The organism is Pseudomonas sp. P4_B3 (genome assembly GCF_056402295.1).
Window position 1 is genome coordinate 63503 of the sequence record NZ_JBFUHR010000001.1, and the last position, 22246, is coordinate 85748.

General features: G+C 60.3%; 21 protein-coding genes. 7 read left to right on the forward strand and 14 right to left on the reverse strand.

Going from position 1 to position 22246, the window contains the following annotated elements; all coding sequences use genetic code 11:
* The 7 genes from AC1DWG_RS00345 to AC1DWG_RS00375 form a co-directional block, all read right to left on the reverse strand.
* Positions 1–804, reverse strand: a complete 804-nt coding sequence (locus AC1DWG_RS00345) for an ABC transporter ATP-binding protein (protein WP_477763123.1) — start codon at positions 802–804, stop codon at positions 1–3.
* Positions 801–1949: an ABC transporter permease gene (locus AC1DWG_RS00350; protein ID WP_477763122.1), complete on the reverse strand. Its 1149-nt coding sequence runs from the start codon at positions 1947–1949 to the stop codon at positions 801–803. The genes AC1DWG_RS00345 and AC1DWG_RS00350 overlap by 4 nt, the downstream gene beginning before the upstream one ends.
* 53 nt (positions 1950–2002) lie before the next feature.
* Positions 2003–3031, reverse strand: coding sequence for a DUF5924 family protein (locus AC1DWG_RS00355; protein WP_477763121.1), 1029 nt, complete (start codon positions 3029–3031; stop codon positions 2003–2005).
* Positions 3032–3206: 175 nt separating this feature from the next.
* A complete protein-coding gene (locus AC1DWG_RS00360; protein WP_477787113.1) occupies positions 3207–4583 on the reverse strand; it encodes a M16 family metallopeptidase in 1377 nt (458 codons plus the stop codon).
* A 56-nt stretch (positions 4584–4639) separates the two neighbouring features.
* Positions 4640–6298, reverse strand: a complete 1659-nt coding sequence (locus tag AC1DWG_RS00365) for a Na/Pi cotransporter family protein (RefSeq protein ID WP_477753455.1) — start codon at positions 6296–6298, stop codon at positions 4640–4642.
* Between the two features lie 292 nt (positions 6299–6590).
* Entirely contained in the window at positions 6591–7358 is a 768-nt protein-coding gene (locus AC1DWG_RS00370; RefSeq protein ID WP_477763119.1) for a TerC family protein, read from the reverse strand.
* A gap of 85 nt (positions 7359–7443) precedes the next feature.
* Positions 7444–8751, reverse strand: a complete 1308-nt coding sequence (locus tag AC1DWG_RS00375; RefSeq protein WP_477754524.1) for a CitMHS family transporter — start codon at positions 8749–8751, stop codon at positions 7444–7446.
* Between the two features lie 366 nt (positions 8752–9117).
* On the opposite strand from AC1DWG_RS00375, the gene AC1DWG_RS00380 reads away from it, so the two are divergent.
* Entirely contained in the window at positions 9118–9519 is a 402-nt protein-coding gene (locus tag AC1DWG_RS00380; RefSeq protein ID WP_477754525.1) for a GFA family protein, read from the forward strand.
* Here AC1DWG_RS00380 and AC1DWG_RS00385 read toward each other — a convergent pair whose 3' ends face one another.
* Complete coding sequence (locus tag AC1DWG_RS00385) at positions 9520–9846, reverse strand: DOPA 4,5-dioxygenase family protein (protein WP_477754526.1); 327 nt, start codon at positions 9844–9846, stop codon at positions 9520–9522.
* 86 nt (positions 9847–9932) lie between these two features.
* Between AC1DWG_RS00385 and AC1DWG_RS00390 the strand changes: the two genes are divergently transcribed.
* On the forward strand, positions 9933–10595 hold the full coding sequence (locus AC1DWG_RS00390) for an NAD(P)-dependent oxidoreductase (RefSeq protein ID WP_477754527.1): 663 nt from the start codon (positions 9933–9935) through the stop codon (positions 10593–10595).
* Here the strand turns inward: AC1DWG_RS00390 and AC1DWG_RS00395 are convergent.
* The gene (locus AC1DWG_RS00395; RefSeq protein WP_150728139.1) at positions 10592–11542 is read right to left on the reverse strand and encodes a choline sulfate utilization transcriptional regulator; all 951 of its coding nucleotides are present in this window, start codon (positions 11540–11542) and stop codon (positions 10592–10594) included. The two genes, AC1DWG_RS00390 and AC1DWG_RS00395, sit on opposite strands and share 4 nt — an antisense overlap.
* Before the next feature lie 114 nt (positions 11543–11656).
* On the opposite strand from AC1DWG_RS00395, the gene betC reads away from it, so the two are divergent.
* The 3 genes from betC to AC1DWG_RS00410 all read left to right on the forward strand — a co-directional run bounded on the left by betC (position 11657) and on the right by AC1DWG_RS00410 (position 15828).
* Positions 11657–13171 carry a choline-sulfatase gene (gene betC / locus AC1DWG_RS00400; RefSeq protein ID WP_477763118.1) on the forward strand — a complete coding sequence of 505 codons (1515 nt, stop codon included), beginning with the start codon at positions 11657–11659 and terminating at the stop codon, positions 13169–13171.
* 16 nt (positions 13172–13187) lie between these two features.
* Positions 13188–14108: a choline ABC transporter substrate-binding protein gene (gene choX, locus AC1DWG_RS00405; protein ID WP_477763117.1), complete on the forward strand. Its 921-nt coding sequence runs from the start codon at positions 13188–13190 to the stop codon at positions 14106–14108.
* Between the two features lie 151 nt (positions 14109–14259).
* Positions 14260–15828, forward strand: a complete 1569-nt coding sequence (locus tag AC1DWG_RS00410; protein WP_477763116.1) for a SulP family inorganic anion transporter — start codon at positions 14260–14262, stop codon at positions 15826–15828.
* Between the two features lie 78 nt (positions 15829–15906).
* Here the strand turns inward: AC1DWG_RS00410 and aroE are convergent, their stop codons facing one another.
* Both aroE and hemF read right to left on the reverse strand, forming a co-directional pair.
* Positions 15907–16728, reverse strand: coding sequence for a shikimate dehydrogenase (gene aroE / locus AC1DWG_RS00415; protein WP_477763115.1), 822 nt, complete (start codon positions 16726–16728; stop codon positions 15907–15909).
* A gap of 13 nt (positions 16729–16741) precedes the next feature.
* Positions 16742–17656 carry an oxygen-dependent coproporphyrinogen oxidase gene (hemF, locus tag AC1DWG_RS00420; protein ID WP_477763114.1) on the reverse strand — a complete coding sequence of 305 codons (915 nt, stop codon included), beginning with the start codon at positions 17654–17656 and terminating at the stop codon, positions 16742–16744.
* 163 nt (positions 17657–17819) lie between these two features.
* On the opposite strand from hemF, the gene AC1DWG_RS00425 reads away from it, so the two are divergent.
* On the forward strand, positions 17820–18797 hold the full coding sequence (locus tag AC1DWG_RS00425) for an NADPH:quinone reductase (RefSeq protein ID WP_477787114.1): 978 nt from the start codon (positions 17820–17822) through the stop codon (positions 18795–18797).
* Positions 18798–18884: 87 nt separating this feature from the next.
* Here the strand turns inward: AC1DWG_RS00425 and tsaC are convergent, their stop codons facing one another.
* From tsaC to AC1DWG_RS00440, 3 genes are all read right to left on the reverse strand, one after another.
* The gene (gene tsaC, locus AC1DWG_RS00430; protein WP_347909892.1) at positions 18885–19442 is read right to left on the reverse strand and encodes an L-threonylcarbamoyladenylate synthase type 1 TsaC; all 558 of its coding nucleotides are present in this window, start codon (positions 19440–19442) and stop codon (positions 18885–18887) included.
* A gap of 54 nt (positions 19443–19496) precedes the next feature.
* On the reverse strand, positions 19497–20603 hold the full coding sequence (gene dprA / locus AC1DWG_RS00435; protein ID WP_477754535.1) for a DNA-processing protein DprA: 1107 nt from the start codon (positions 20601–20603) through the stop codon (positions 19497–19499).
* A gap of 81 nt (positions 20604–20684) precedes the next feature.
* The gene (locus AC1DWG_RS00440) at positions 20685–21509 is read right to left on the reverse strand and encodes a peptidoglycan-binding protein (RefSeq protein WP_477763112.1); all 825 of its coding nucleotides are present in this window, start codon (positions 21507–21509) and stop codon (positions 20685–20687) included.
* A 173-nt stretch (positions 21510–21682) separates the two neighbouring features.
* On the opposite strand from AC1DWG_RS00440, the gene def reads away from it, so the two are divergent.
* The gene (def, locus tag AC1DWG_RS00445; RefSeq protein ID WP_477754537.1) at positions 21683–22189 is read left to right on the forward strand and encodes a peptide deformylase; all 507 of its coding nucleotides are present in this window, start codon (positions 21683–21685) and stop codon (positions 22187–22189) included.
* Positions 22190–22246 lie beyond the last annotated feature (57 nt).

Sequence of the window (22246 nt, forward strand, 5' to 3'; positions counted from 1 at the left end):
TCAGACCTCGTTGAGCTGTTGGGCGGCCGTCAATGCCGCGCGGCCACGAGGGCCATGGAAGTATTCGTGAATCCACGCATCGTTGGTTTCCGACACCTTGTCGATGGCGTCCGCCACCAGCACTTTTTTCTGCGCCAGCACCGCCACCCGGTCAGTGATGGTGTAGAGCGTGTCGAGGTCGTGAGTCACCAGAAAGACACTCAGGCCCAGGGCATCGCGCAGGGTCAGGATCAATTGGTCGAACGCAGCGGCACCGATCGGATCGAGGCCGGCGGTGGGCTCGTCGAGAAACAGGATATCCGGATCCAGCGCCAATGCCCGGGCCAGCGCGGCACGCTTGATCATGCCGCCGGACAGCGACGAGGGATACTTCTCCGCCGCCGACAGCGGCAACCCGGCCAGGGCCATTTTCACCGCTGCCAGGTGCTCGGCGTCGTTGCGGCTCAAGCCGGCGTGTTCGATCAGCGGCAGGGCGACGTTCTCGGTTACGGTCAGCGAAGAGAACAGCGCGCCTTTCTGGAACAGCACGCCGAATCGCCGCTCCACCAGCGAACGCTCGTGTTCGGACAAGGTCGGCAGGTTTTTCCCGAAGACTTTCACCACGCCTTCGCTGGGCTGGCGCAACCCGACAATGCTGCGCAGCAGCACCGATTTGCCGCTGCCGGAGCCGCCGACCACGGCGAGGATCTCGCCTTTGTACAAGTCCAGGTCGAGGTTCTCGTGCACGCTCTGGCGGCCAAAGCGATTGCACAGCCCACGTACTTCAATCACTGCCTCGGAGGGCGCTCGGGGGATACGACTCACCAACCCATCTCCATGAAAAACATCGCGGCTATCGCATCCATTACGATCACTACGAAAATCGACTGCACCACGCTCGACGTGGTGTGCGCGCCCACAGACTCGGCGCTGCCACTGACCTTGAAGCCTTCAAGACAACCGATGGCAGCGATGAGGAAGGCGAAGACCGGCGCTTTGACGATCCCCACCAGAAAGTGCTGAACGCCGATGTCCGTTTGCAGCAGCGACAGGAACATCGCCGGCGAGATATCCAGCGCCACCGCGCAGACCACGGCACCGCCAATAATCCCCGACAGCATCGCCAGAAAGGTCAGCATCGGCAGGGCGATCAGCAACGCCAGCACCCGCGGCACCACCAGCAATTCCACGGGGTCGAGGCCCAGGGTGCGGATGGCGTCGATTTCCTCGTTGGCCTTCATCGAACCGATTTGCGCCGTGAACGCACTGGCGGTGCGCCCGGCCATCAGGATCGCGGTCAGCAACACACCGAATTCGCGCAAAAAGGCGAACCCCACCAGGTCCACGGTGAAGACGGTGGCGCCGAAAGTGGCCAGCACCGTCGATCCGAGAAACGCCACCACGGCGCCCACCAGAAAGGTCAGCAGGGCAACAATTGGGGCGGCATCGAGGCCGGTCTGTTCGATATGGGCGATCATCGGTGTGACACGCCAGCGTTTGGGCCGGAACAGGCCGCGGGCGATGGTTTCGATGATCAGGCCAACGAAACCCAGCAATTGCAGGGTGTCCTGCCAGACGGTGTCCACCGCGCGGCCAATGCGGGTCAGTAACTGAATGGAAACGCTGACTTCCGGTTCCTTGATCGGTACGCAGAAATCGGTCAACGAGCAGTAGACGGTTTGCAGCAACGCCCGATCGGCGGCGCAGAGTGTGCAATCAGGATGTTCGGCGGAGCGGCCAAGGCGCTCGGAGCCGAGCAGCTCTACCAATAGCGAGGCGCCGGCGGTGTCGAGGGCGCCGAGACCGTTGAGATCGATGGGGGTGTTGGCGTCGTACTGGCCGTGGAGCTTTTCGCTCAACAGTTTGAGGTCAGCGTAATGGGTAAGCGTCCAGTCGCCCGTCACCCGCAACCGCGCAGGGGTAAGCGACGTGTCTAATCGGGCGTTGCCGGCCATCGTGCTGCTGATCATAAGCTCCGTGCTTGTTCAGTGATTACGCAGCCTACGTAATAGCACGAACCGGATTACTTTTCTTTGATCGCTGTGCTGTCCGTGACTTTGAAGCGCAGCACGCCGATGACCTGGCCATCTTCGGTCAGCACCCGAACCTGCCATTTGCCAGCCGGGTTGCCCGGGAAATTCTGCTTGTGGGTCCAGGCCCGGTAACCTTCCTTGCGCCCGCCGTGAATATCCAGAGGAATGCGGTCGACCTCTTTACCGTTGAACTGCCAGACGTGATAAATCCGCTCGTCCAGGCCACGCGGGGCGTTGATCGCGGTGTACGCGTAGAGCCCGCCATTGCGTATCTGTTCGGCACTGACTTCTTCGAGGCTGGCACCAGGCGTGCGGTCCTGCATTTGCGTGCTGATGGCCACGTCGGTCATCCACAGCGTCGCCGGCGGCACCCACGAGCGCAGCTCCCAACCGACGACGCCAATGCCCAGGGTGATACTCAAAATCGCCAACGCACTGCGTATGGTACGAATCGGGAAGATCGACGCCAGGCTCGGAAACGACAACAGCACCGAGATGCCCAGCGCCCATTTGAAACTTTGTGCGGTGGTCAGGTGCATGATCACCGGCAACGCAGTGAGCAGGGCGGCGAACAGGGTCAGGGTGTGCAGGGCCAGAAACGCCCAGCGCCGTGGCGCCAGCCACTTGTAGTAGAGCGGGTCGATGATCGAAATCAGCGCCGCGACGCCCAGCAGCCCAGTGAAAACCAGCTGGCCGCTGTTCCACGTCGTGGTGATGAAGAAGAACGGCAGGACAAAGAACAGGCTTTCCTGATGGATCATCTGCGTTGCATAGCGCAGCAACGGTTCCGGAATTTCGCGCTTGAAAATGCGCGTGAACAGCTTGGTCAGACTGTTTTCCAGCATCAGCCAGATCCAGCTGATCAGCATGATGGTGGTGATCCAGCTCGCCAGGCCTTGCTGGCGATCGACCAGAATGAAACTGCCCACCCCGGAGATGAAACCACCAAGTGCAATAACCCCAGGGTAGCGCTTCATCAATTCGAGGATGCGCTGTACGAATAGGGTCAGGTTTTGCATTCGGCGGTTTCACAGTAGTCGTAGGAAAAAACCTCGACAGGGTACCGTTGGTGCGGCGCTGTGGCGAGGGGCCGTTCAGCCTGACCGAACATAAAACCCTGTGAGCAGACAGAAGATCAAATGTGGCGAGGGGGCTTGTCGGATCACCACAGTTAGTCACTCGCAGATGGAATGATTACTGTCGGCGGTGCAAACGCCAGCCCAGCAATATCAGTACGATCAGCCCCGCCACACCGACCGCCAACCACATCAACTGGTCATAGCTGAACAGCGGCTTCTCGATCCGCAAATACCCCGGCTGCAACAGCAGCTCACGCACGGCCTTGTTCGCCTCTTCCAGCGTCACCCCTTGCAGCTCACGGGCCGGGTCGGTGAAGCGGCCGTCCTCGTAATCACCGATGGCGCTCCAGTAGTAGTCGGCCAACGCGCTGTTGCCTTGTACGGCCCAGGCCTGACGGGCAATCGCGGCCTGTTTGAGGCGGTTGAAGGTGTCGGCATTGAGGCCGTCCTTGAGCAGTCCGGCCTTCAAGTCATCGAGCACTTGTTCGGCCGCGAGCACGTCGTCGCGATCAAGGTCGGCATTGAGGCTCATGAAACCCACGCCGCCGAACACCTCGCGTTCCGCCCACGGGCCGTAGGACAAACCGTGAGCCAGGCGCAGCTGCCGATAGAGCGCCCAATCCAGGTAGTCCTTGAGCAAATCGAAGGTTTGGTCGTGCCCGTCGTCCAGCACCGGCTCCGGTACCAGCCAATGCAACTTGGCGCTGTTGCCGACCAGACCGTGGGTCAAGGTGCGCTCATGGGCGGCGCTGGCCTGGATTTGCGGCAGCGGCGGATGCTCGCCAGGCGTAATCGCGTCCAGCGCGCCGTACGCCCGCTCCAGATAGGCCGGCAGCAACTTGTCGAGGTCGCCGACCACGATCAGGGTCATGTTGTTCGGCGCATACCAGTCCTTGCGCACCTGCTCCAGTTGCTCATGGGTCAGATCATCGACTTGCGCACGCTCCGGGCACTTGAGGCCCAGCTCCACGGCCAGTTGGTTGCTAGCCGTGTGGCCGAGGTCCTGACGATCGAGCCAGCGTTGCAGGTGCGAGTAGTGGCCACCGTCTTCACGCTCGACCACTTGCTTGGCCGCGTGGATGGCGTTGTCGTCGAAACGGGTCTGGGTCAGCAGCGCCAGCAGCAGGTCGAGCACCTTGCGCTGGTTTTTCGCCGGCGCTTCGATGACGAAAGTCGTATCGGCATTGCTGGTGAAGGCGTTCCACTCACCGCCCAGGGCCTGCATGCGTTCTTCCAGGCCACCTTCGCCACTGGCGTCGATGCCGCTGAACAACAGGTGTTCCAGCAGATGCGGCAATTCCTTTTCTTCGCAATTGAAATCGTCCAGGCCAACGCCGACCACCAGCCGGATCGCCACATGCCCGCGGTCAGTGCCGGGTTTGAGTAGCAACTGCAAACCGTTGCGCAGGGTGTAGCCCTCGACCTGGAAGCGATCCAGGGCCAGCGACGGAAAAGAACCAAGCAACAGGCAGGCGAACAACAGGCAACGCATAACAAGCTTCCGTACGGCTAGCGTGAGTTCAACAGACTTCAAGTAACTGTGGACGTTCAGGGTGAATGCGTAATGTCAGTCAAATCGTCGACCACCAGCGCGCCGGTGTCTGATGTTTCCAGCACCACGTAGGCACTGCTGCAAAACAGCGAATTCAGACGCTTCATGTCGGCGATCAGCTCCAGGTGCAACGAACTGGTTTCGATACTCTGCACGATTTTACGTTGCAAACGGCTGACATGAGCATGGGCCAGGCGCCGCTCCTGTGCACGGAAACGACGTTTTTCACGCACCAACTGGCGAGCGCTTTCCGGGTCGGCGCTGAGAAACACCGACATCCCGAGTCGCAGGTTGGAAATCAACTGCGTCTGCAACCCGGTCAATTCGTCCAGCCCGACTTCGGAAAACGACCGGCGCTGCGAGGTTTTCTGCTGCTGGACCTTGCGCAGCATGCGTTCGATCAAATCGCTGGCGAGTTTCAGGTTGATCGCCAGTTCGATGATTTCCGCCCAGCGCCGACTGTCCTGATCGCTGAGATCTTCCCGGGGCATTTGCGCCAGATACAACTTGATCGCGCTGTAGAGCGCTTCGACATCGTCAGTCAGGCGGCGCATTTCCTGGGTGACGGCGGTTTGCTTGCCGCGCAACACGTCGAGCATGGCTTCGAGCATGTTGTCGATCAGGTCGCCCATGCGCAGGGTTTCCCGGGCCGCGTTGGCCAGCGCCAAACCGGGCGTGACCAACGCTGTGGGGTCAAGGTGCCGGGGCTTGGCCGTGCCGTTGGCCTGCAGGCGCTCCGGCAGTACCCAGGCACAAAATCTGGCCATCGGCCCGACACTGGGCAGCAGGATCAGACAGCGCACGGTGTTGTAGAGCAGGTGAAAGCCGATGACCATTTCCTGAGGGCTGAAGTCGAGGCCATCGAGCCAGCGCACCAGCGGATCAAGTACCGGAATGATCAATAAAAGACCAATCAGTTTGTACAGCAGGCTGCCCAGCGCCACTTGCCGCCCGGCGGCGTTCTGCATGCTGGTGCTGAGGAAGGCGAGCACGCCGCTGCCGATATTGGCGCCGATCACCAGCCCGATGGCCACCGGCAGGCTGATCACGTTGGCGCCCGCCAGAGTCGCGGTGAGCAACACTGCGGCCAGGCTGGAATAGGAAACCATCGCGAACAGCGCGCCGACCAGGGCGTCGAGCAGGAGGTCGCCGGTGAGCGAGGCGAAAATCACCTTCACCCCTTTGGCATGGGTAATCGGATGCGCGGCTTCGACAATCAGTTGCAGCGCCAGAATGATCAAGCCCAAGCCAATGGCGACACGGCCCATCTGCCCGAGTCGGGTCTGCTTGCGCGACAGAAAGAAAATCACCCCGGCAAAAATCAGCAGGGGCGACAACCACGACAGATCGAACGTCAGCACCCGCGCCATCAGGGCCGTACCGACATCGGCACCGAGCATGGTGACCAGTGCCGGGGTCAGCGCCATCAGGCCCTGGCCGACAAAGGAAGTGACCAGCATGGCGGTGGCGTTGCTGCTCTGGACCATCGCCGTCACGGCGATCCCGGAGACGAAAGCCAGCCAGCGGTTGGACATGTTATGGCTGATGACATGGCGCAAATTGGTGCCGTAGACCCGCAGGATGCCGGTTCGGACGATGTGCGTGCCCCAGATCAGCAGGGCCACGGCAGAAAGCAAATTGAGCAGGGTGAGCATAATGACCCCCTGTGGTGTAGCGCCCCAATGGAGCAAGTTGACGGTACCGCGCGACGTTCTACGTTCTGTACTTAAGCTGTAGTTGGCTAACGGTCTGCGCGCCAGCATCGCATAGCCAAAGAAGGGATTGAAACAAAACTGTCATGAAACATTGGCCTTCCAGCCACACAAAACAATGTGGGAGCGAGCCTGCTCGCGATGAGGCCTCCAGATTCAACATTGATGTTGACTGACAGACCGCCATCGCGAGCAGGCTCGCTCCCACAGGTTTTGCGTATTTAGCGCTTTCGGGTTACTGGCCCGGAATGTCCTTGCGCAGCTTTACCGGATCCTGCTGTTTCTTCTTTTTCGCGATGGCAGTGCGCATCCTGATGTTGATCGCTTCCACCGCCAGCGAGAACGCCATGGCGAAGTAGACGTAGCCTTTTGGCACGTGCACGTCGAAGGATTCGGCAATCAGCACCGTACCAACGATCAACAGGAACGACAGCGCCAGCATCTTCAGCGATGGGTGCTTGTCGATGAACTCACTGATGGTGCCAGATGCCCACATCATCACCAGTACCGCCACGATGATCGCCGCGACCATGACTGGTACGTGGGACACCATGCCGACCGCGGTGATCACCGAGTCCAAGGAGAACACGATGTCGATGATTGCGATCTGGATGATGGTGTAGAGGAAGTTGCCGCCCTTGCCCGAAGGTTCGTCGTTGCTTTCATCTTCACCTTCCAGCGCGTGGTACATCTCTTGCGAGCTTTTCCACAGCAGGAACAGACCACCGAAGAACAGGATCAGGTCGCGTCCGGAAATACCCTGGCCGAAGACTACGAACAGGTCCGCCGTCAGGCGCATGACCCAGGTGATCGACAGCAGAAGCAGGATTCGCGTGACCATGGCCAGCGCCAGACCGAAAATCCGGGTGCGCGCCTGCATGTGCTTGGGCATGCGGCTGACCAGGATCGAAATCATGATGATGTTATCGATACCCAGGACGATTTCCAGGGCGGTCAGGGTGAAGAAGGCAACCCAGATTTCAGGGTTGGTCAGCCATTCCATGTGTATTCCTTTGAGCAATTGTTAAACCACAACGGGCCCGGGCTTCAAACAGCGAAGCCTGGACCCGAAGTGGTGAGTCTTGGGCTTATAGAGTGCTGAACACCGGGAAAGTCCCCAACAGCAATGCAGCAATCAGTATGCAGGTACAAACCAGCACTGCCCACTTGAGGGTGAAGCGCTGGTGGTCACCGAAATCGATGCCGGCCAGGGCCACCAACAGGTAGGTCGATGGAACCAGCGGGCTCAACAGGTGGACGGGCTGACCGACGATCGAGGCACGTGCCATTTCCACCGCGGTTATACCGTAATGGCTGGCGGCCTCGGCAAGAACCGGTAACACGCCGTAATAAAATGCATCGTTCGACATGAAGAAGGTGAACGGCATGCTGACCAGCGCCGTGATCACCGCCAGGTACGGGCCGAGGAAATCCGGAATCACCGCCAGCAGGCTTTTCGACATGGCATCGACCATCCCGGTGCCGGTCAGGATACCGGTGAAGATACCGGCCGCAAAGATCAACCCGACTACCGCCAGAACGCTACCGGCGTGAGCCGCCACGCGATCCTTCTGCTGTTGCAGGCAAGGATAGTTGACGATCATGGCGATACTGAACGCCACCATGAACAGCACCGGCAACGGCAGCAGGCCGGCGATCAGGGTGCCCATCAGGGCCAGGGTCAGGGCGCCGTTGAACCAGATCAGGTTCGGACGACGGGCATCCGGGAACTGCGAAACGCTGATTTCGCTGTGGTCGATTTCATCGCCCACCAGGTGCAGTTCACCCAGGCGAGCACGTTCACGCTTGCCGTAGAAGTAGGCGATGACCAGGATCGCCACCACACCGGCCAACATCGCAGGAATCATCGGTACGAAGATATCGGACGGGTCAACATGCAACGCACTGGCAGCGCGAGCGGTCGGGCCGCCCCATGGGGTCATGTTCATCACGCCACCGGCGAGGATGATCAGGCCGGCCATGATCCGCGGGCTCATGCCGATACGGCTGTAGAGCGGCAGCATGGCAGCCACGCAGATCATATAAGTGGTCGCGCCGTCACCATCGAGGGAAACGACGAGCGCCAGTACGGCGGTGCCGACCGAAACTTTCAGCGGGTCGCCCTTGACCAGTTTGAGGATCTTGCGCACGGCCGGGTCGAACAGGCCGGAGTCGATCATCAGGGCGAAGTACAGAATAGCGAACATCAGCATCACGCCGGTTGGCGCAAGCTTGGTGATGCCTTCGAGCATCATCGGGCCGATCTTCGGCGAAAAACCGCCGAACAGGGCAAAGATGATCGGAATGATGATCAGGGCGATCAGCGCGGACAGGCGCTTGGTCATGATCAGGAACATGAACGTGATGACCATGGCGAAGCCAAGGAAAGTCAGCATGGGAATACTCCAGGCGTAGCGCGACTAGGGAATGGGCAGATCGGGCGGGATCAGCGCAGAACGGGAAGCACGAGACGTACGGGCGGAGTTACAGCGAAGTGGCGGGTAGAAGAGGACATCAGAATCACCATTGTTGTTGTTAAATGGGCTGTGCGAGCAATAAAACGCTGGCATTGGCCAACCGGTCTGTTGCCGGTAGTGGGGGCGATCCTAATCGGGGAAGCTTTCAGCCAGCTTTCGAGAATGAAAGCGTTGACCGGAAGTACAACCGGTCGTCGGATTGGGACAATGAGGTGTAAATCGGGTTGAGGCCTTCGCAAGCAGGCTCGCGAAGGCGTCAGTCAATCCACTTCAGGAGGAAACAGCATGGTCGAAGTTCACACCGGCGGCTGCCACTGCGGGCAACTGCGCTATCAATTCAGCGGGCCGCCGCACGACATCGCCCACTGCCATTGCTCGATTTGCCGGCGGGTCAGCGGCGGCATCGTGACCACCTGGATCACCGTGCCAGCATCAGCCTTTCAATGGCTGGCCGGGACGCCATCGCGGTACGATTCTTCATCCACCTGTGCGCGATATTTCTGCGGCCACTGTGGGGCGCAACTGGCGCTGGTGACGCACCTGAGCCCGGAAAGCATCGACCTGACCATCGCCACCCTCGACCATCCCGAGCAAGCACCGGCCGAGCGGCACATCTGGACCGACAACCGTTTGCCATGGCTGCACCTGGACGAACATTTGCCCGGCGAGGCTGGAGAAACACTCTGATCAAAAAATAGACAGGTCCAGCGGACGAATAGCGCCCATCCAGATCGCGTGCTCGGTGTGGTCAAGCAGATCGTTGCCGGTGTCCGGGTGCAGAAATACCACCAGACCCTTGCGGTTCAGCGCCAGCCACGGCAGCACGTCGCCCAGCACCTGCGGCTCGAACGCCAACTGGCAGCTCCAGTCCGGGTGCGGACCGACCGGGCGTTCGTGCACGCGACCCATTTTCAGTGGAAACAAACGCGCCGCCTGTTCACACAAGGCCCGCGCCTGCCCGATCGTGCTGGCATCGAAATAAACGTGGGCGTGGTAACCCGTGATCTGCTGCATCTGAACCCCTCTGAAAACTGTTCGAACCCTCGCCAGTTCCTGCGGGTCAAACATCATATAGGCGCTGGAAAACAGGAAGCCCAGCCATGAAAAATGCCGAAACCCCCGTCGTGAAAGTGGTGCTGTATGGTGCCATGAGTAGCCTGGGCAGTGCGCTGATGGCTGAAATGCTGCGGCGCCAGCATGAAGTGATCGCAATTCTCGATGACCTCAATGCACTGGCACCCCGTCCGGGGCTGCGCACCAAGACTGGCGATCTGTTCGACGCGCAACGGGTCAAGCAGAGTGTGGCCGGCAGCTCCGTGGTCATCTGTTTACTGGACGCTCCAGGCTTACCGTTCAACAGCGAACACGTAGAAAAAACCATCGTACCGGGCCCAGTCGAGCAGGTGCTGGCAGTGGATGCACTAATCGATGGCATGCAGACAGCAAACATTTCCCGATTGTTTCTGGTGGGTGATTTCGACGTGCTGGACGATCCGGAAGTCGAGGACAGCTTGCAACGTCACGCCGCCGAGGAAATCCGCGAGGCACTGCAAAGCAGTCCTTTGAAGTGGACGCTGGTTAACGAACCGCGCGGGGTACCGGGGCTGACCATCGAACATTTTGCCGAAATCGGTGGCAACCTCGAGCCGCGGTTGGCCGAACCGCTGGAACGGCTGGCCCGCACCGCCGTGGGCATTGCCGATGAATTGCACTTGAACCTGCACATCCGAGAGCACGTCAACTTCATCGCAACCGACAGCTAAACCGCAATGGACGGCAGCGTCAGGCCGTTGAGCGATTGCGCACTGCTGGCCTGCTCGGCCATCAACCAATCCACAAACTGTTGAATTAACGCTCCGCGTCTTTTGCGCTGGGGCAGCACCACGTAGTAACCCAGCCTCGACATCACCGTTTCGCCGATCGGTCGGCACAACAATCCTTGCGCCAGCAAGTTATCCACAAGGTGCCGCCAGCCAATGGCTACGCCCTGGCCGCCAATCGCCGCCTGAATCAACAAAGTGTAATTGTCGAAGCGCAACTGCCCGGGCGCCGGGGGCGAGGTGATGCCCAGCTCGCGGAACACACCACTCCAGTCGAACCAGTTACTGCTGTGTTCCCCACGCAGGTGCAGCAACGGAAACTCCAGCAATGCCTGGGCCGGCAAGGGCAGGGGACGTTCGCTCAACAACTGCGGGCTGCATACCGGAAACACTTCCTCGCTGAACAGCCAATGGCTCTCACCCTGCTTGAAGCGGCCATCGCCGAACAGCACCGCCACATCGATATCGGTACGTAGCATGTTATGGCTGCGTTCACTGGTGACCAGGCTGACATCCACTTGCGGATTGGCCGCGTGAAAGCGGTGCAAACGCGGCATCAACCAATAGGCGGCGAAGGCAAAATCCGTGGCCACCTGCAGCACTTCATGCTGTTGCTGTGCGCTGATTGCGCTCAATCCTGCGTCTATGTTCTGCAAACCGAGCTGAACCTGCTCAAAAAGTATCTGCCCGGCCTCAGTCAACTCGATACCGCGATAAATACGGTCGAACAGGCGTGTCGCCAGTTGTTCTTCCAGGCGCTTGATCTGCTGGCTGATGGCCGGTTGCGTGGTGCCCAGTTCAACCGCCGCCGCGGTAAAGCTGCGCTGACGGGCCGCCGCTTCGAAGGCGCGAAGCAGATCCAGTGACAGGTCACCAAGGGCGTCATACATAAGCTGTACTTATCCTAGTCATTGCCGTGCATGGGCTTTACCGCAAGGTGCTGGGGTTTCATTCTCGAAGCCAGCACTCTCGCATAAACATCCACTATGGAATGCCGCGATCACATGAAGCGCAAGAACATTCTTTTCATCATGGCCGATCAAATGGCCGCGCCAATGTTGCCGTTCTACGGCCCATCGCCCATCAAACTGCCTCATCTCAGCCGCCTCGCCGCACAAGGCGTGGTGTTCGACTCCGCTTATTGCAACAGCCCCCTGTGCGCGCCGTCGCGTTTCACCCTGGTCAGCGGCCAGTTGCCGAGCAAGATCGGCGCCTACGACAACGCCGCCGATTTCCCCGCCGACGTACCGACCTACGCCCACTACCTGCGCCGCCTCGGCTACCGCACTGCCCTGTCGGGCAAGATGCATTTCTGCGGCCCGGACCAGTTGCACGGCTACGAAGAACGCCTGACCAGCGACATCTACCCGGCCGACTACGGCTGGGCGGTGAACTGGGATGAACCGGACGTGCGCCCGACCTGGTATCACAACATGTCGTCGGTGCTGCAAGCCGGCCCGTGCGTGCGCACCAATCAGTTGGATTTCGACGAAGAGGTGGTGTTCAAGGCCCAGCAGTACCTGTTCGACCATATCCGCGAGGATGGCAACCAGCCGTTCTGCCTGACTGTTTCGATGACTCACCCACACGATCCGTACACGATTCCCAAGGCTTTCTGGGATCTGTACGACGATGCCGATATCCCGCTGCCTACAACCCCGGACCCGCATGCCCTCGATCCGCACTCGCAACGTCTGCTCAAGGTCTACGACCTGTGGGACAAGCCGCTGCCTGTGGATAAGATCCGCGATGCCCGCCGTGCCTATTTCGGCGCGTGCAGCTATATCGACAGCAACGTCGGCAAACTCCTGCAAACCCTCGAAGATACCGGGCTGATCGATGACACCATCATCGTGTTTTCCGGCGATCACGGCGACATGCTCGGCGAGCGCGGCCTCTGGTACAAAATGCACTGGTATGAAATGGCCGCACGGGTGCCGCTGCTGATAAGCGCACCGGGGCAGTTCGGCGCTGGTCGGGTCAGCGCCAGTGTTTCCACGGCGGACCTGTTGCCGACCTTCGTCGAACTGGCCGGCGGCTCGCTGGAACCGGGCTTGCCGCTGGACGGCCGCTCTCTGGTCCCGCACCTGCAAGGGCAGGGCGGCCACGACGAGGTGTTCGGCGAATACATGGCCGAAGGCACCATCAGCCCGCTGATGATGATCCGTCGCGGTGCCTACAAATTCATCTACAGCGAAGACGACCCTTGCCTACTCTTCGACGTACACAACGACCCTAGCGAACTGGAAGAACTCAGTCATTCGCTGCAAAATCACCATCTTTTCGACGATTTTCTTGCCGAAGCGCGGGCCAAATGGAACATTCCGGCGATTCACCAGCAGGTGCTCGCCAGCCAGCGGCGTCGGCGCTTCGTGGCCGAGGCACTGACCCTCGGCAAGCTGAAGAGCTGGGATCACCAGCCACTGGTGGACGCCAGTCAGCAGTACATGCGCAACCACATCGACCTCGACGATCTGGAGCGTAAAGCACGTTATCCACAACCCTGCCAAAACCAATAATGTTAAGGGGAAGTCCATGCAAAGGTTATCCACAGTACTGACGGTCGGGCTCCTGACTCTGGGCAGTGCATCGGCGTTTGCCGATCAGAGTTGCGAGACCGTGAAAATGGCCGACCCGGGCTGGAGCGACATCGCCGCGACCAATGCCATCACCGGGTTTCTGCTCGACGGCATGGGCTACAAGGCCAAGGTCGACACCCTCGCGGTACCGATCACCTTTGGCGGGCTCAAGGATGGCCAGGTCGATGTGTTCCTGGGTAACTGGATGCCGGCGCAGCAGGGCTTCTATGACAAGTTCGTCGCCAACGGCGATGTCACGCAACTGACGAAGAACCTCGACGGCACCGAATTCACCCTCGCCGTTCCGGACTACGTGTGGGACGCGGGTGTGCATGACTTTGCCGACCTGAACAAATACGCCGACAAGTTCGACCGCAAGATCTACGGCATCGGCTCCGGCGCGCCGGCGAACATCTCGCTGCAAGAGATCATCAAGAAAAACGATTTCGACATGGGCCAGTGGAAACTGGTCGAGTCCAGCGAGCAGGCAATGCTGGCAGAAGTGTCCCGCGCAGTGAAAAAACAGAAATTCGTGACCTTCCTTGGCTGGACCCCACACCCGATGAACGTGCAGCTGAAAATGCACTATCTGAAGGGTGGCGAGAAATACTTCGGCGACACCGGCAGTGTGCATACCCTGACCCGTAAAGGTTATGCACAGGCCTGCCCGAACGTTGGCAAACTGCTGACCAACCTGAGTTTCACCCAGGACATGGAAAACAGCATCATGGCCGAGGTGGTGAACAGGAAAGTCAGCAATGCCGATGCGGCCAAGGCTTGGATCAAGGCCAACCCGGCGGTGCTGGATAAATGGCTTGATGGGGTGAAGACGGTGGATGGCAAGGATGCGTTGCCGGCGGTCAAAGCGAAACTGTAAGGTTCGAGAACGCCATCGCGAGCAGGCTCGCTCCCACAGGTCCGCGCACACCCTGTGGGAGCGAGCCTGCTCGCGAATCGATTTATGCCCTTGCGCCGCTGCCTCTGAAACACCACCCTGACGCATTTACAGTCATTCACCGAGAGGCCCCATGGCCCTGCCAAGTCGCCATTCACTCTTCCCTTTCCTCACCTGGTTGCCCCGGCAAACCCGCGCCAGTGTCGGTCGTGACCTGATCGTTGGCCTCAGCGGCGCGATTCTCGCGTTGCCGCAATCCATTGCCTACGCACTCATCGCGGGTCTCCCACCTGAATACGGCCTGTACGCGGCGATCATCCCGGTATTGATCGCCTGCCTGTGGGGCTCGTCGTGGCATCTGATCTGCGGTCCTACGGCGGCCATCTCGATTGTCTTGTACGCCAGCGTCAGTCCTCTGGCCGTTCCGGCGTCGCAGGACTACGTCATGCTGATCCTGTTGCTGACGTTTCTTGCCGGCCTCTTTCAGTGGCTGCTGGGTTTGCTGCGGTTTGGCGCCCTGGTGAATTTCGTCTCTCACTCGGTGGTGCTGGGTTTCACCCTGGGTGCTGCCGTGGTGATTGCCATCGGTCAATTACCTAACCTGCTGGGGCTGGACTTGCCCAGCCAGGCCACCGCGCTGGACAGTTTCATCACGTTGCTGCGCCATCTAGGCGAAATGGACAAACCTTCGCTGGCGCTGGGGCTGGCGACGGTGGTGGTGGGCGTGATCCTCAAGCTGTGGTTGCCACGCTGGCCGACGCTCTTGATCACCCTGATTCTCGGCGGTTTGCTGGTTTGGCTCTGGCCATCAATGTTTGGCCATGTGCAACTGGTCAGCGCCTTCACTGGCAAACTGCCGCCCTTCAGTCCGTTGCCGCTGGACCTCGATCTGATCCTGCGCCTGCTACCCAGCGCGGTAGCGGTCGGAATGCTCGGGCTGGTCACCAGCCTGTCGATTGCCCGCTCGATTTCTGCACGTTCGCAGCAATTACTCGACGCGAATCAGGAAGTTCGTGCCCAAGGCCTGTCGAACATCGTCGGTGCGTTTTTTTCCGGCTCGCTGTCGGCCGGCTCCTTCACTCGCTCAGCCCTGAGCTATGAAGCAGGGGCCTGTTCGCCACTGGCCGGGGTTTTTTCGGCATTGTGGGTGGCGCTGTTTGCGATCTTCGGCGCGAGCCTGATCGCGCACATCCCGATTCCGGCCATGGCCGGCAGCATTCTGTTGATCGCCTGGGGACTGGTGGACCATCGCGGCATTCGCGCGTTGTTGCGGGTCAGCCGCGCTGAGTTCGTGGTCATGGCGCTGACCTGCGTCGCCACGCTGCTGCTGGAACTGCAGACAGCGATCTACGCTGGCGTGCTGGCCTCGCTTTTTTTCTACCTCAAGCGCACATCGCAACCACGGGTGCAGCATGTGCGAGATGGCGAGGAGGACATTCTGCGGGTGGGCGGTTCGATCTTTTTTGGCGCCAGCCATTACCTGCAAGTGCGCCTGCAACGCATGCACGGCGCGCGCGTGGTGATCGAGGCGCAGCAGATCAACTTCATCGACTATTCAGGGGTGGAAATGCTGCATCAGGAAGCGCGGCGCCTGCTTCGCCAGGACCGCAGCCTGACCTTGCGCCGGGCCCGGCCGCAAGTGGTGGAAGAGCTGAGGAAGCTGGAAGGGGCGCAGAAGTGCCCGATCCGGTTTGAAGATTAAAGAGATCGCAGCCTTCGGCAGCTCCTACGGGTTGTGTGATCGCCAGTAGGAGCTGCCGAAGGCTGCGATCTTTTGACTTTAAAGGGCCAACTGCCGGCGAAGTTCAGCCAACACCGGCACCGTATCCGGTCGCACACCGCGCCACAGGAAAAACGCTTCCGCCGCTTGCTCGGCCAGCATCCCCAAGCCATCCATCGCCACCGCCGCCCTGTGTTCGCTGGCCCAGCGGCAGAACGAGGTCGGTTCCTTGCCGTACATCATGTCGTAGCACACTGTTTTGCCCGGTTCGATCAGGCTGGGCGCAATCGGCGGCACATCGCCCGTCAGGCTCGCGGAGGTCGCATTGATGATCAGGTCCACTGACTCCTGCAACCAGTCGTAGCCACTGGCCGAGACCGGCCCCAGATCGCAGAACAGTTCCGCCAGCAACTCGGCCTTGTCCACCGTGCGGTTAGCGATGATCACCGATGCCGGTTGCTCGGCCAGCAACGGCTCCAAAGCACCGCGCACCGCGCCGCCAGCGCCGAGCAACAGGATGCGTTTGCCCTTGAGGCTGAATCCGGCGTTGACCGTCAGATCGCGCACCAGCCCGGCACCGTCGGTATTGTCGCCCAGCAGACTGCCATCGGCCAGTTTGCTCAGGGTGTTCACCGCTCCGGCCCGTTGCGCCCGCGCCGTCAGGCTGTTCGCCAATCGATAGGCTTCTTCCTTGAACGGCACCGTCACATTGGCACCGCGACCCTCGAGGAAAAACGTCCGGGCACAGGTGGAAAAGTCGTCGAGTGGCGCCAGCAGCGTGTTGTAGTCCAGCTTTTGCGCGGTCTGCTCGGCGAACAGACGATGGATCAACGGCGACTTGCTGTGGCCAATCGGGTTACCGAATACGACATAACGGTCCATCAGGATTCCTCATTCAGGCTTCGGCCAACCAATCGCGGTCTTGCAGGAAATACTCGGTCAGGCGCGCTTCTTCGCTGCCAGGCTCGGCCTTCCAGTCGTAACCCCAGCGCACTTGTGGTGGCAGCGACATCAAGATCGACTCGGTCCGTCCACCCGATTGCAGGCCGAACAACGTGCCACGGTCGTAGACCAGATTGAATTCAACATAGCGGCCACGGCGGAATTCCTGGAACTCGCGCTGCTTGGCTGTGAACGCATCGTTCTTGCGGCGCTGCACGATCGGCAGATAGGCGTCGATGTACGCGTCGCCGATGGCGCGCATGAAGGCGAAGCTGGTGTCAAAGTCCCACTCGTTCAGGTCGTCGAAAAACAACCCGCCGATGCCGCGCGGCTCGTGGCGATGCTTGATGTGGAAGTAGCTGTCGCACCAGGCCTTGTAACGCGGGTAAACGTCCGGGCCAAACGGCGCACAGGCCTGCTCGGCGACGCGGTGCCAGTGGATGCAGTCTTCTTCGTTGCCGTAATACGGGGTCAGGTCGAAGCCGCCGCCAAACCACCAGACCGGTTCTTCACCTTCTTTTTCAGCGATGAAAAAGCGCACGTTGGCGTGGGAAGTCGGCACGTGCGGGTTGTGCGGGTGAATCACCAGCGACACGCCCAGGGCTTCAAAGCCACGGCCCGCCAGTTCCGGTCGATGAGCGCTGGCAGACGGTGGAAGACCGCTGCCGAAGACATGGGAAAAGTTGACGCCGCCCTTTTCAATCACCGCGCCGTTTTCGATCACGCGGGTGCGACCGCCACCGCCAGCAGGCCGGGTCCAGGTGTCTTCGACGAATTGCGTGCCGCCGTCTTCGGCTTCCAGGGCAGCGCAAATGCGCTCTTGCAGGTCGAGCAGGTAGGCTTTTACGGCCTCGGTGCGGGTCGTCATGTCATCACCTTGAATCGGGCAAAACTACGCGGTGCTCCATTGGAGCTCAGCCTGCGCAAATGGGCCCGTAGCATAACATCGCAAGTTACCCCTTCGCAGTTGACGAAGATCAAGCTTAGGAGTCCGATAGGGCGCTTGGTAAAACGACCTATGGAGAGTTCTGATGGCAAAGCGTATCCAGTTCCGCGCCCATGGCGGCCCCGAAGTGCTCGAATATGTGGATTACCAACCCGCCGAGCCAGGTCCGAAGGAAGTGCGCGTGACCAACAAGGCCATCGGCCTGAACTTCATCGACACCTATTACCGCAGCGGTTTGTATCCACCACCGTCCCTGCCGTCGGGTGTTGGCTCAGAAGGTGCGGGCGTGGTCGAGGCAGTGGGCAGCGACGTGACCCGCTTCAAGATTGGCGATCGCGTGGCCTATGGCAGCGGCCCTCTGGGCGCCTACAGCGATGTTCACGTCTTGCCCGAGGCCAATCTGGTGAAACTGCCGGACGCCATCAGCTTCGAACAGGCCGCCGGCGTGATGCTCAAGGGCCTGACCGTGCAGTACCTGCTGCGCCAGACTTATGAACTCAAGAGTGGCGAAACCATCTTGTTCCATGCGGCGGCCGGTGGGGTCGGTTCCCTGGCCTGCCAATGGGCCAGAGCCTTGAGCGTGAAGCTGATCGGCACGGTCAGCTCGGCAGAGAAAGCTGCACTGGCCAAGGCCAACGGAGCCTGGGCGACCATCGACTACAGTCATGAAAACGTCGCGCAACGCGTGCTGGAATTGACTGACGGCAAAAAAGTCCCGGTGGTGTACGACGGCGTTGGCAAAGACACCTGGCTGACTTCACTCGACAGCGCCGCGCCACGCGGGCTTGTGGTGAGTTTCGGCAATGCGTCCGGCGCGGTCGACGGCGTGAACCTGGGGATCCTGGCAGGGAAAGGCTCGCTGTACGTGACCCGGCCAACCCTCGGCACTTATGCGAACAACGCCGAGAACCTGCAACGCATGGCCGACGAGTTGTTCGAGATGATCATCAGCGGCAAGCTGACCGTGGACATCAGCCAGCGTTATCCACTGGCTGAAGCGGCGAAGGCGCAGACCGAGTTGTCGGCGCGGCGTACGACGGGCTCGGTTATTTTGTTGCCCTGAGGACGCCTTCGCTGGCAAGCCAGCTCCTACAAGTTTCGCGATAAACCTGTAGGAGCTGGCTTGCCAGCGAAGAACGATGACGTGATATCAGTCCGGGCGCACAACCCTGCCGGTCGCCAGATCGCGAATCACGCTCGGGTTCTTGCGCCCGCCCAGATTGCCACCCAGCACCAGATCCACCTGGCCACGGAAATACTGTTCGACGCGAATCCGCGTACGTGCCGCCGGGCGCCCCTGCGGGTTGGCCGACGTCGACACCAACGGCCCGACCAGCGCGCACAAGTCCCGCACCAGCGGGTGATCGCTGACGCGTAGCGCTACCGTCTCATGCACCCCGGTAATCCACTCCGGCAGCAGGTTCTGGTGCGGCACCAGCCAGGTGTTCGGACCTGGCCACGTGCTGGCCATGCGGTCCATCCACAACTCGGGAAAGTCTTCGAAGAGGAAATCGAATTGACGGATATTGTCGGCGACCAGAATCAGCCCCTTATCCACAGACCGGCCCTTGATCAGCAGCAGACGCTCCACCGCTTCCTCGTCCCACGGGTCGCACCCCAGGCCCCAGACTGCTTCGGTTGGGTAGGCAATCACCGCCCCGGCGCGAATTGCTTGCGCGGCTTGTTGCACACGCCAACTGTTGACCATGAAAAACACTCCAGAATAAGGCTCTGCGCAGTTTACCGATCTTGTTTATAAAACCTAGCTCACCCGCGCAAACCAGCGTCCGCTTTCGCACACGGCGCAGCCATCCATTTCCAGTTCCGTCAACGCAGCCAGCACTTTTGGCAAGGCCCAGCCGCTTGCGTCGGCCAGCGCTTCGCTGGTGAGAGGCGCGGCATGCAGCAGCTTCAGCAGTGGGTGAGTCGTCATAGGAGTGCAGGTTTGCGTGGATAACGACAGTCGTTGCCAACCGCGCAAGGCTTCAAGGATATGTTCGATGGTTTCCACCAGCACCGCACCGTCCCGAATCAACTGATGACAGCCGCGGGCGCCGGGGTGATGGATCGACCCGGGCATCGCAAACACCTCGCGCCCCTGTTCCGCCGCCAGCCTCGCGGTGATCAGTGAACCGCTGGCGACACTGGCTTCGACCACCAGCACCCCGAGAGACAAACCACTGATGATCCGGTTGCGCCGGGGGAAGTTGCCAGCGCTGGGGCCTGCATCCAGCGGAAACTCCGAAAGCACTGCGCTGCCCGAAGCGATCATGGCGTCCGCCAGGCGTCTATTTCGCTGTGGATAAAACTTCTCGAGCCCCGTGCCGAGCACACCGACCGTTTGCCCACCGACGTCGAGCGCGGCCTGGTGCGCGGCGGCGTCAATGCCCAGGGCCAGGCCGCTGGTAATGACAAAACCGGCACCGGCCAGGCTGCGGGAAAACGCCGCAGCGGTGTCCATCCCCGGCCGGGACGCGCGCCGGCTGCCGACCATTGCCAGTTGTGGTTTTTCCAGAATGCCCGGATTGCCCGCGACAAATAACAGCGGGGGTGCATCGCTGATTTGTGCCAGCAGTGCCGGGTAGTCCGGTTGGTCCCACATCAGTAAATGCTGGGCCGGGTGCTCTAACCAGGCCAATGCGTGGCTGGCGCCGTCACGAATCTCGGTGCTTCGTCTGGCCTCGGAACACGCCAGTGGCAAACCCAGCGAACGCCAGGCACTGGCCGGTGCGCTAATGGCTTTGGATGCCGAACCAAAGGCTTCGAGCAATTTCTTGAAACGCGCAGGACCGAGTTCCGGCAAACGATGCAGGCGTAATCGAGCTTCCAGTTCCGCGGGGGAAACCGGTGTAACAGTAGACAGCGACATGGATCATCCTTGATCGTAATAAGTACCCGTACAAACGGGAATAAGCTGTGGATAACTCTGTTGGTAACTTGTGAAGCACGCTTACGGATTTCGCACCTTGTCCATCACCGACAGCGAGCGTGAAGCGCTAAGCACCAGCCCATAACTGAGTTTGTCGTAGGTACGGAAAACCATCAGCAGACCAGCGCGCTCATCGGGAATTTTCAACGGCTGGCCGGTGATCCGGTCGCGCACGGTTTCGCCGGTCTTCATCACCGCCAGCAGATTGCCTTCGGCCAGACCGTCGCGCTGCCCCTTGTTCAGCGTAACCACGTCCAACTCGCCGATCTGCGTGACCCCACGCGGCACATCGATGATCAAACCGTTGATTTCGTGACTCGGTGCGTTGGGCGTGAAGGTCGAGTTGATCGCGTGCTCTTCACCGCTGAACAAGCGATCGCCGATGCGCACTTCCTGGGTCGTGCGTTGCAACGCCAGGGTGGCAACGTCGCCTTCGATGGCCACGACCTCACCGCCGCCGATGTCGTCGGCGTTGATCCCTAGAATTTCCTTGCTCTGCGGATCGGTGTAGACCTTGCCTTGACGGAAGATGCCGTACACCGGTTGCGCCGGATCGAAATGGCCACGGGCAAAGATACGGTCACCCGCGCCGCTGAGTACGCGTTCGGCATCGCCAGCGACGATGTAGGGCGCCTTGTCGAAATCCTCGGCCTTGTCGACGATGCGGTTGCTCAGCAGAAAGCTGTTGATCGATTTCAGCGCAATGCTGGGGATAGCCTCGGTCACCGGGCTGCTGCGCACCTGAGGCGACAGCTTTATGGTGGGAATATCTTCCCGAAGTTGCACTTGCCCGTACGCCAGACCGGCCGAGGCCAGGAGCAGCAGGGCGAGTAGTGATTTCCTCATGCGGTGAATCCCTTTATTATGTACGTTCGCGTGAAACGCCAGAGCCGTCAGTGGCTCGCTCCCGGCTTGCTTGTCAACAGAAGGGAGCTACGTTTTACAACGGTAGCCTGCATTTCTTCGGACCCGCCAGGCCATCGACCCGACCTTACTTCACACGTGCAATCATCAAGCTTATGGCCATTTTGAACATCCTCGAATTCCCTGATCCGCGCCTGCGCACTATCGCCAAGCCAGTGGCCGTAGTGGACGCCGAAGTGCGTCAGCTGGTCGACGACATGTTTGAAACAATGTATGAAGCGCCTGGCATCGGCCTCGCCGCTACCCAGGTCAACGTGCACAAACGTATCGTCGTGATGGACCTCTCCGAAGACCGCACCGAACCGCGAGTGTTCATCAACCCCGAGCTCGAACCGTTGACCGACGAGATGGGCCAGTATCAGGAAGGCTGCCTGTCGGTGCCGGGTTTCTACGAAAACGTCGATCGCCCGCAACGGGTCAAGGTCAAGGCGCTGGACCGCGACGGCCAGCCTTACGAACTGATCGCCGAAGATTTGCTCGCCGTGTGCATCCAGCACGAATGCGACCACCTCAACGGCAAATTGTTCGTTGATTACCTGTCCACGCTCAAACGCGACCGCATCAAGAAGAAACTGGAAAAGCTCCATCGCCAGAACGCCTGATGCCCATCTTCAAAGGCTTGCTGCGGCAAGCCTTTTTCTTTTCAAGAGACGTCACCC

Excerpts from the sequence above, each read along its gene's own strand:
- AC1DWG_RS00395 (WP_150728139.1), bottom strand. The coding sequence starts at position 11,542 with ATGTATGACGCCCTTGGTGACCTGTCACTGGATCTGCTTCGCGCCTTC.
- choX (WP_477763117.1), top strand. The coding sequence starts at position 13,188 with ATGCAAAGGTTATCCACAGTACTGACGGTCGGGCTCCTGACTCTGGGC.
- hemF (WP_477763114.1), bottom strand. The coding sequence starts at position 17,656 with ATGACGACCCGCACCGAGGCCGTAAAAGCCTACCTGCTCGACCTGCAA.
- AC1DWG_RS00410 (WP_477763116.1), top strand. The coding sequence starts at position 14,260 with ATGGCCCTGCCAAGTCGCCATTCACTCTTCCCTTTCCTCACCTGGTTG.
- AC1DWG_RS00355 (WP_477763121.1), bottom strand. The coding sequence starts at position 3,031 with ATGCAAAACCTGACCCTATTCGTACAGCGCATCCTCGAATTGATGAAG.
- AC1DWG_RS00365 (WP_477753455.1), bottom strand. The coding sequence starts at position 6,298 with ATGCTCACCCTGCTCAATTTGCTTTCTGCCGTGGCCCTGCTGATCTGG.
- AC1DWG_RS00375 (WP_477754524.1), bottom strand. The coding sequence starts at position 8,751 with ATGCTGACTTTCCTTGGCTTCGCCATGGTCATCACGTTCATGTTCCTG.
- AC1DWG_RS00390 (WP_477754527.1), top strand. The coding sequence starts at position 9,933 with ATGAAAAATGCCGAAACCCCCGTCGTGAAAGTGGTGCTGTATGGTGCC.
- AC1DWG_RS00425 (WP_477787114.1), top strand. The coding sequence starts at position 17,820 with ATGGCAAAGCGTATCCAGTTCCGCGCCCATGGCGGCCCCGAAGTGCTC.
- def (WP_477754537.1), top strand. The coding sequence starts at position 21,683 with ATGGCCATTTTGAACATCCTCGAATTCCCTGATCCGCGCCTGCGCACT.
- AC1DWG_RS00380 (WP_477754525.1), top strand. The coding sequence starts at position 9,118 with ATGGTCGAAGTTCACACCGGCGGCTGCCACTGCGGGCAACTGCGCTAT.
- AC1DWG_RS00385 (WP_477754526.1), bottom strand. The coding sequence starts at position 9,846 with ATGCAGCAGATCACGGGTTACCACGCCCACGTTTATTTCGATGCCAGC.
- dprA (WP_477754535.1), bottom strand. The coding sequence starts at position 20,603 with ATGTCGCTGTCTACTGTTACACCGGTTTCCCCCGCGGAACTGGAAGCT.
- AC1DWG_RS00360 (WP_477787113.1), bottom strand. The coding sequence starts at position 4,583 with ATGCGTTGCCTGTTGTTCGCCTGCCTGTTGCTTGGTTCTTTTCCGTCG.
- betC (WP_477763118.1), top strand. The coding sequence starts at position 11,657 with ATGAAGCGCAAGAACATTCTTTTCATCATGGCCGATCAAATGGCCGCG.
- AC1DWG_RS00370 (WP_477763119.1), bottom strand. The coding sequence starts at position 7,358 with ATGGAATGGCTGACCAACCCTGAAATCTGGGTTGCCTTCTTCACCCTG.
- AC1DWG_RS00440 (WP_477763112.1), bottom strand. The coding sequence starts at position 21,509 with ATGAGGAAATCACTACTCGCCCTGCTGCTCCTGGCCTCGGCCGGTCTG.
- AC1DWG_RS00350 (WP_477763122.1), bottom strand. The coding sequence starts at position 1,949 with ATGATCAGCAGCACGATGGCCGGCAACGCCCGATTAGACACGTCGCTT.
- tsaC (WP_347909892.1), bottom strand. The coding sequence starts at position 19,442 with ATGGTCAACAGTTGGCGTGTGCAACAAGCCGCGCAAGCAATTCGCGCC.
- aroE (WP_477763115.1), bottom strand. The coding sequence starts at position 16,728 with ATGGACCGTTATGTCGTATTCGGTAACCCGATTGGCCACAGCAAGTCG.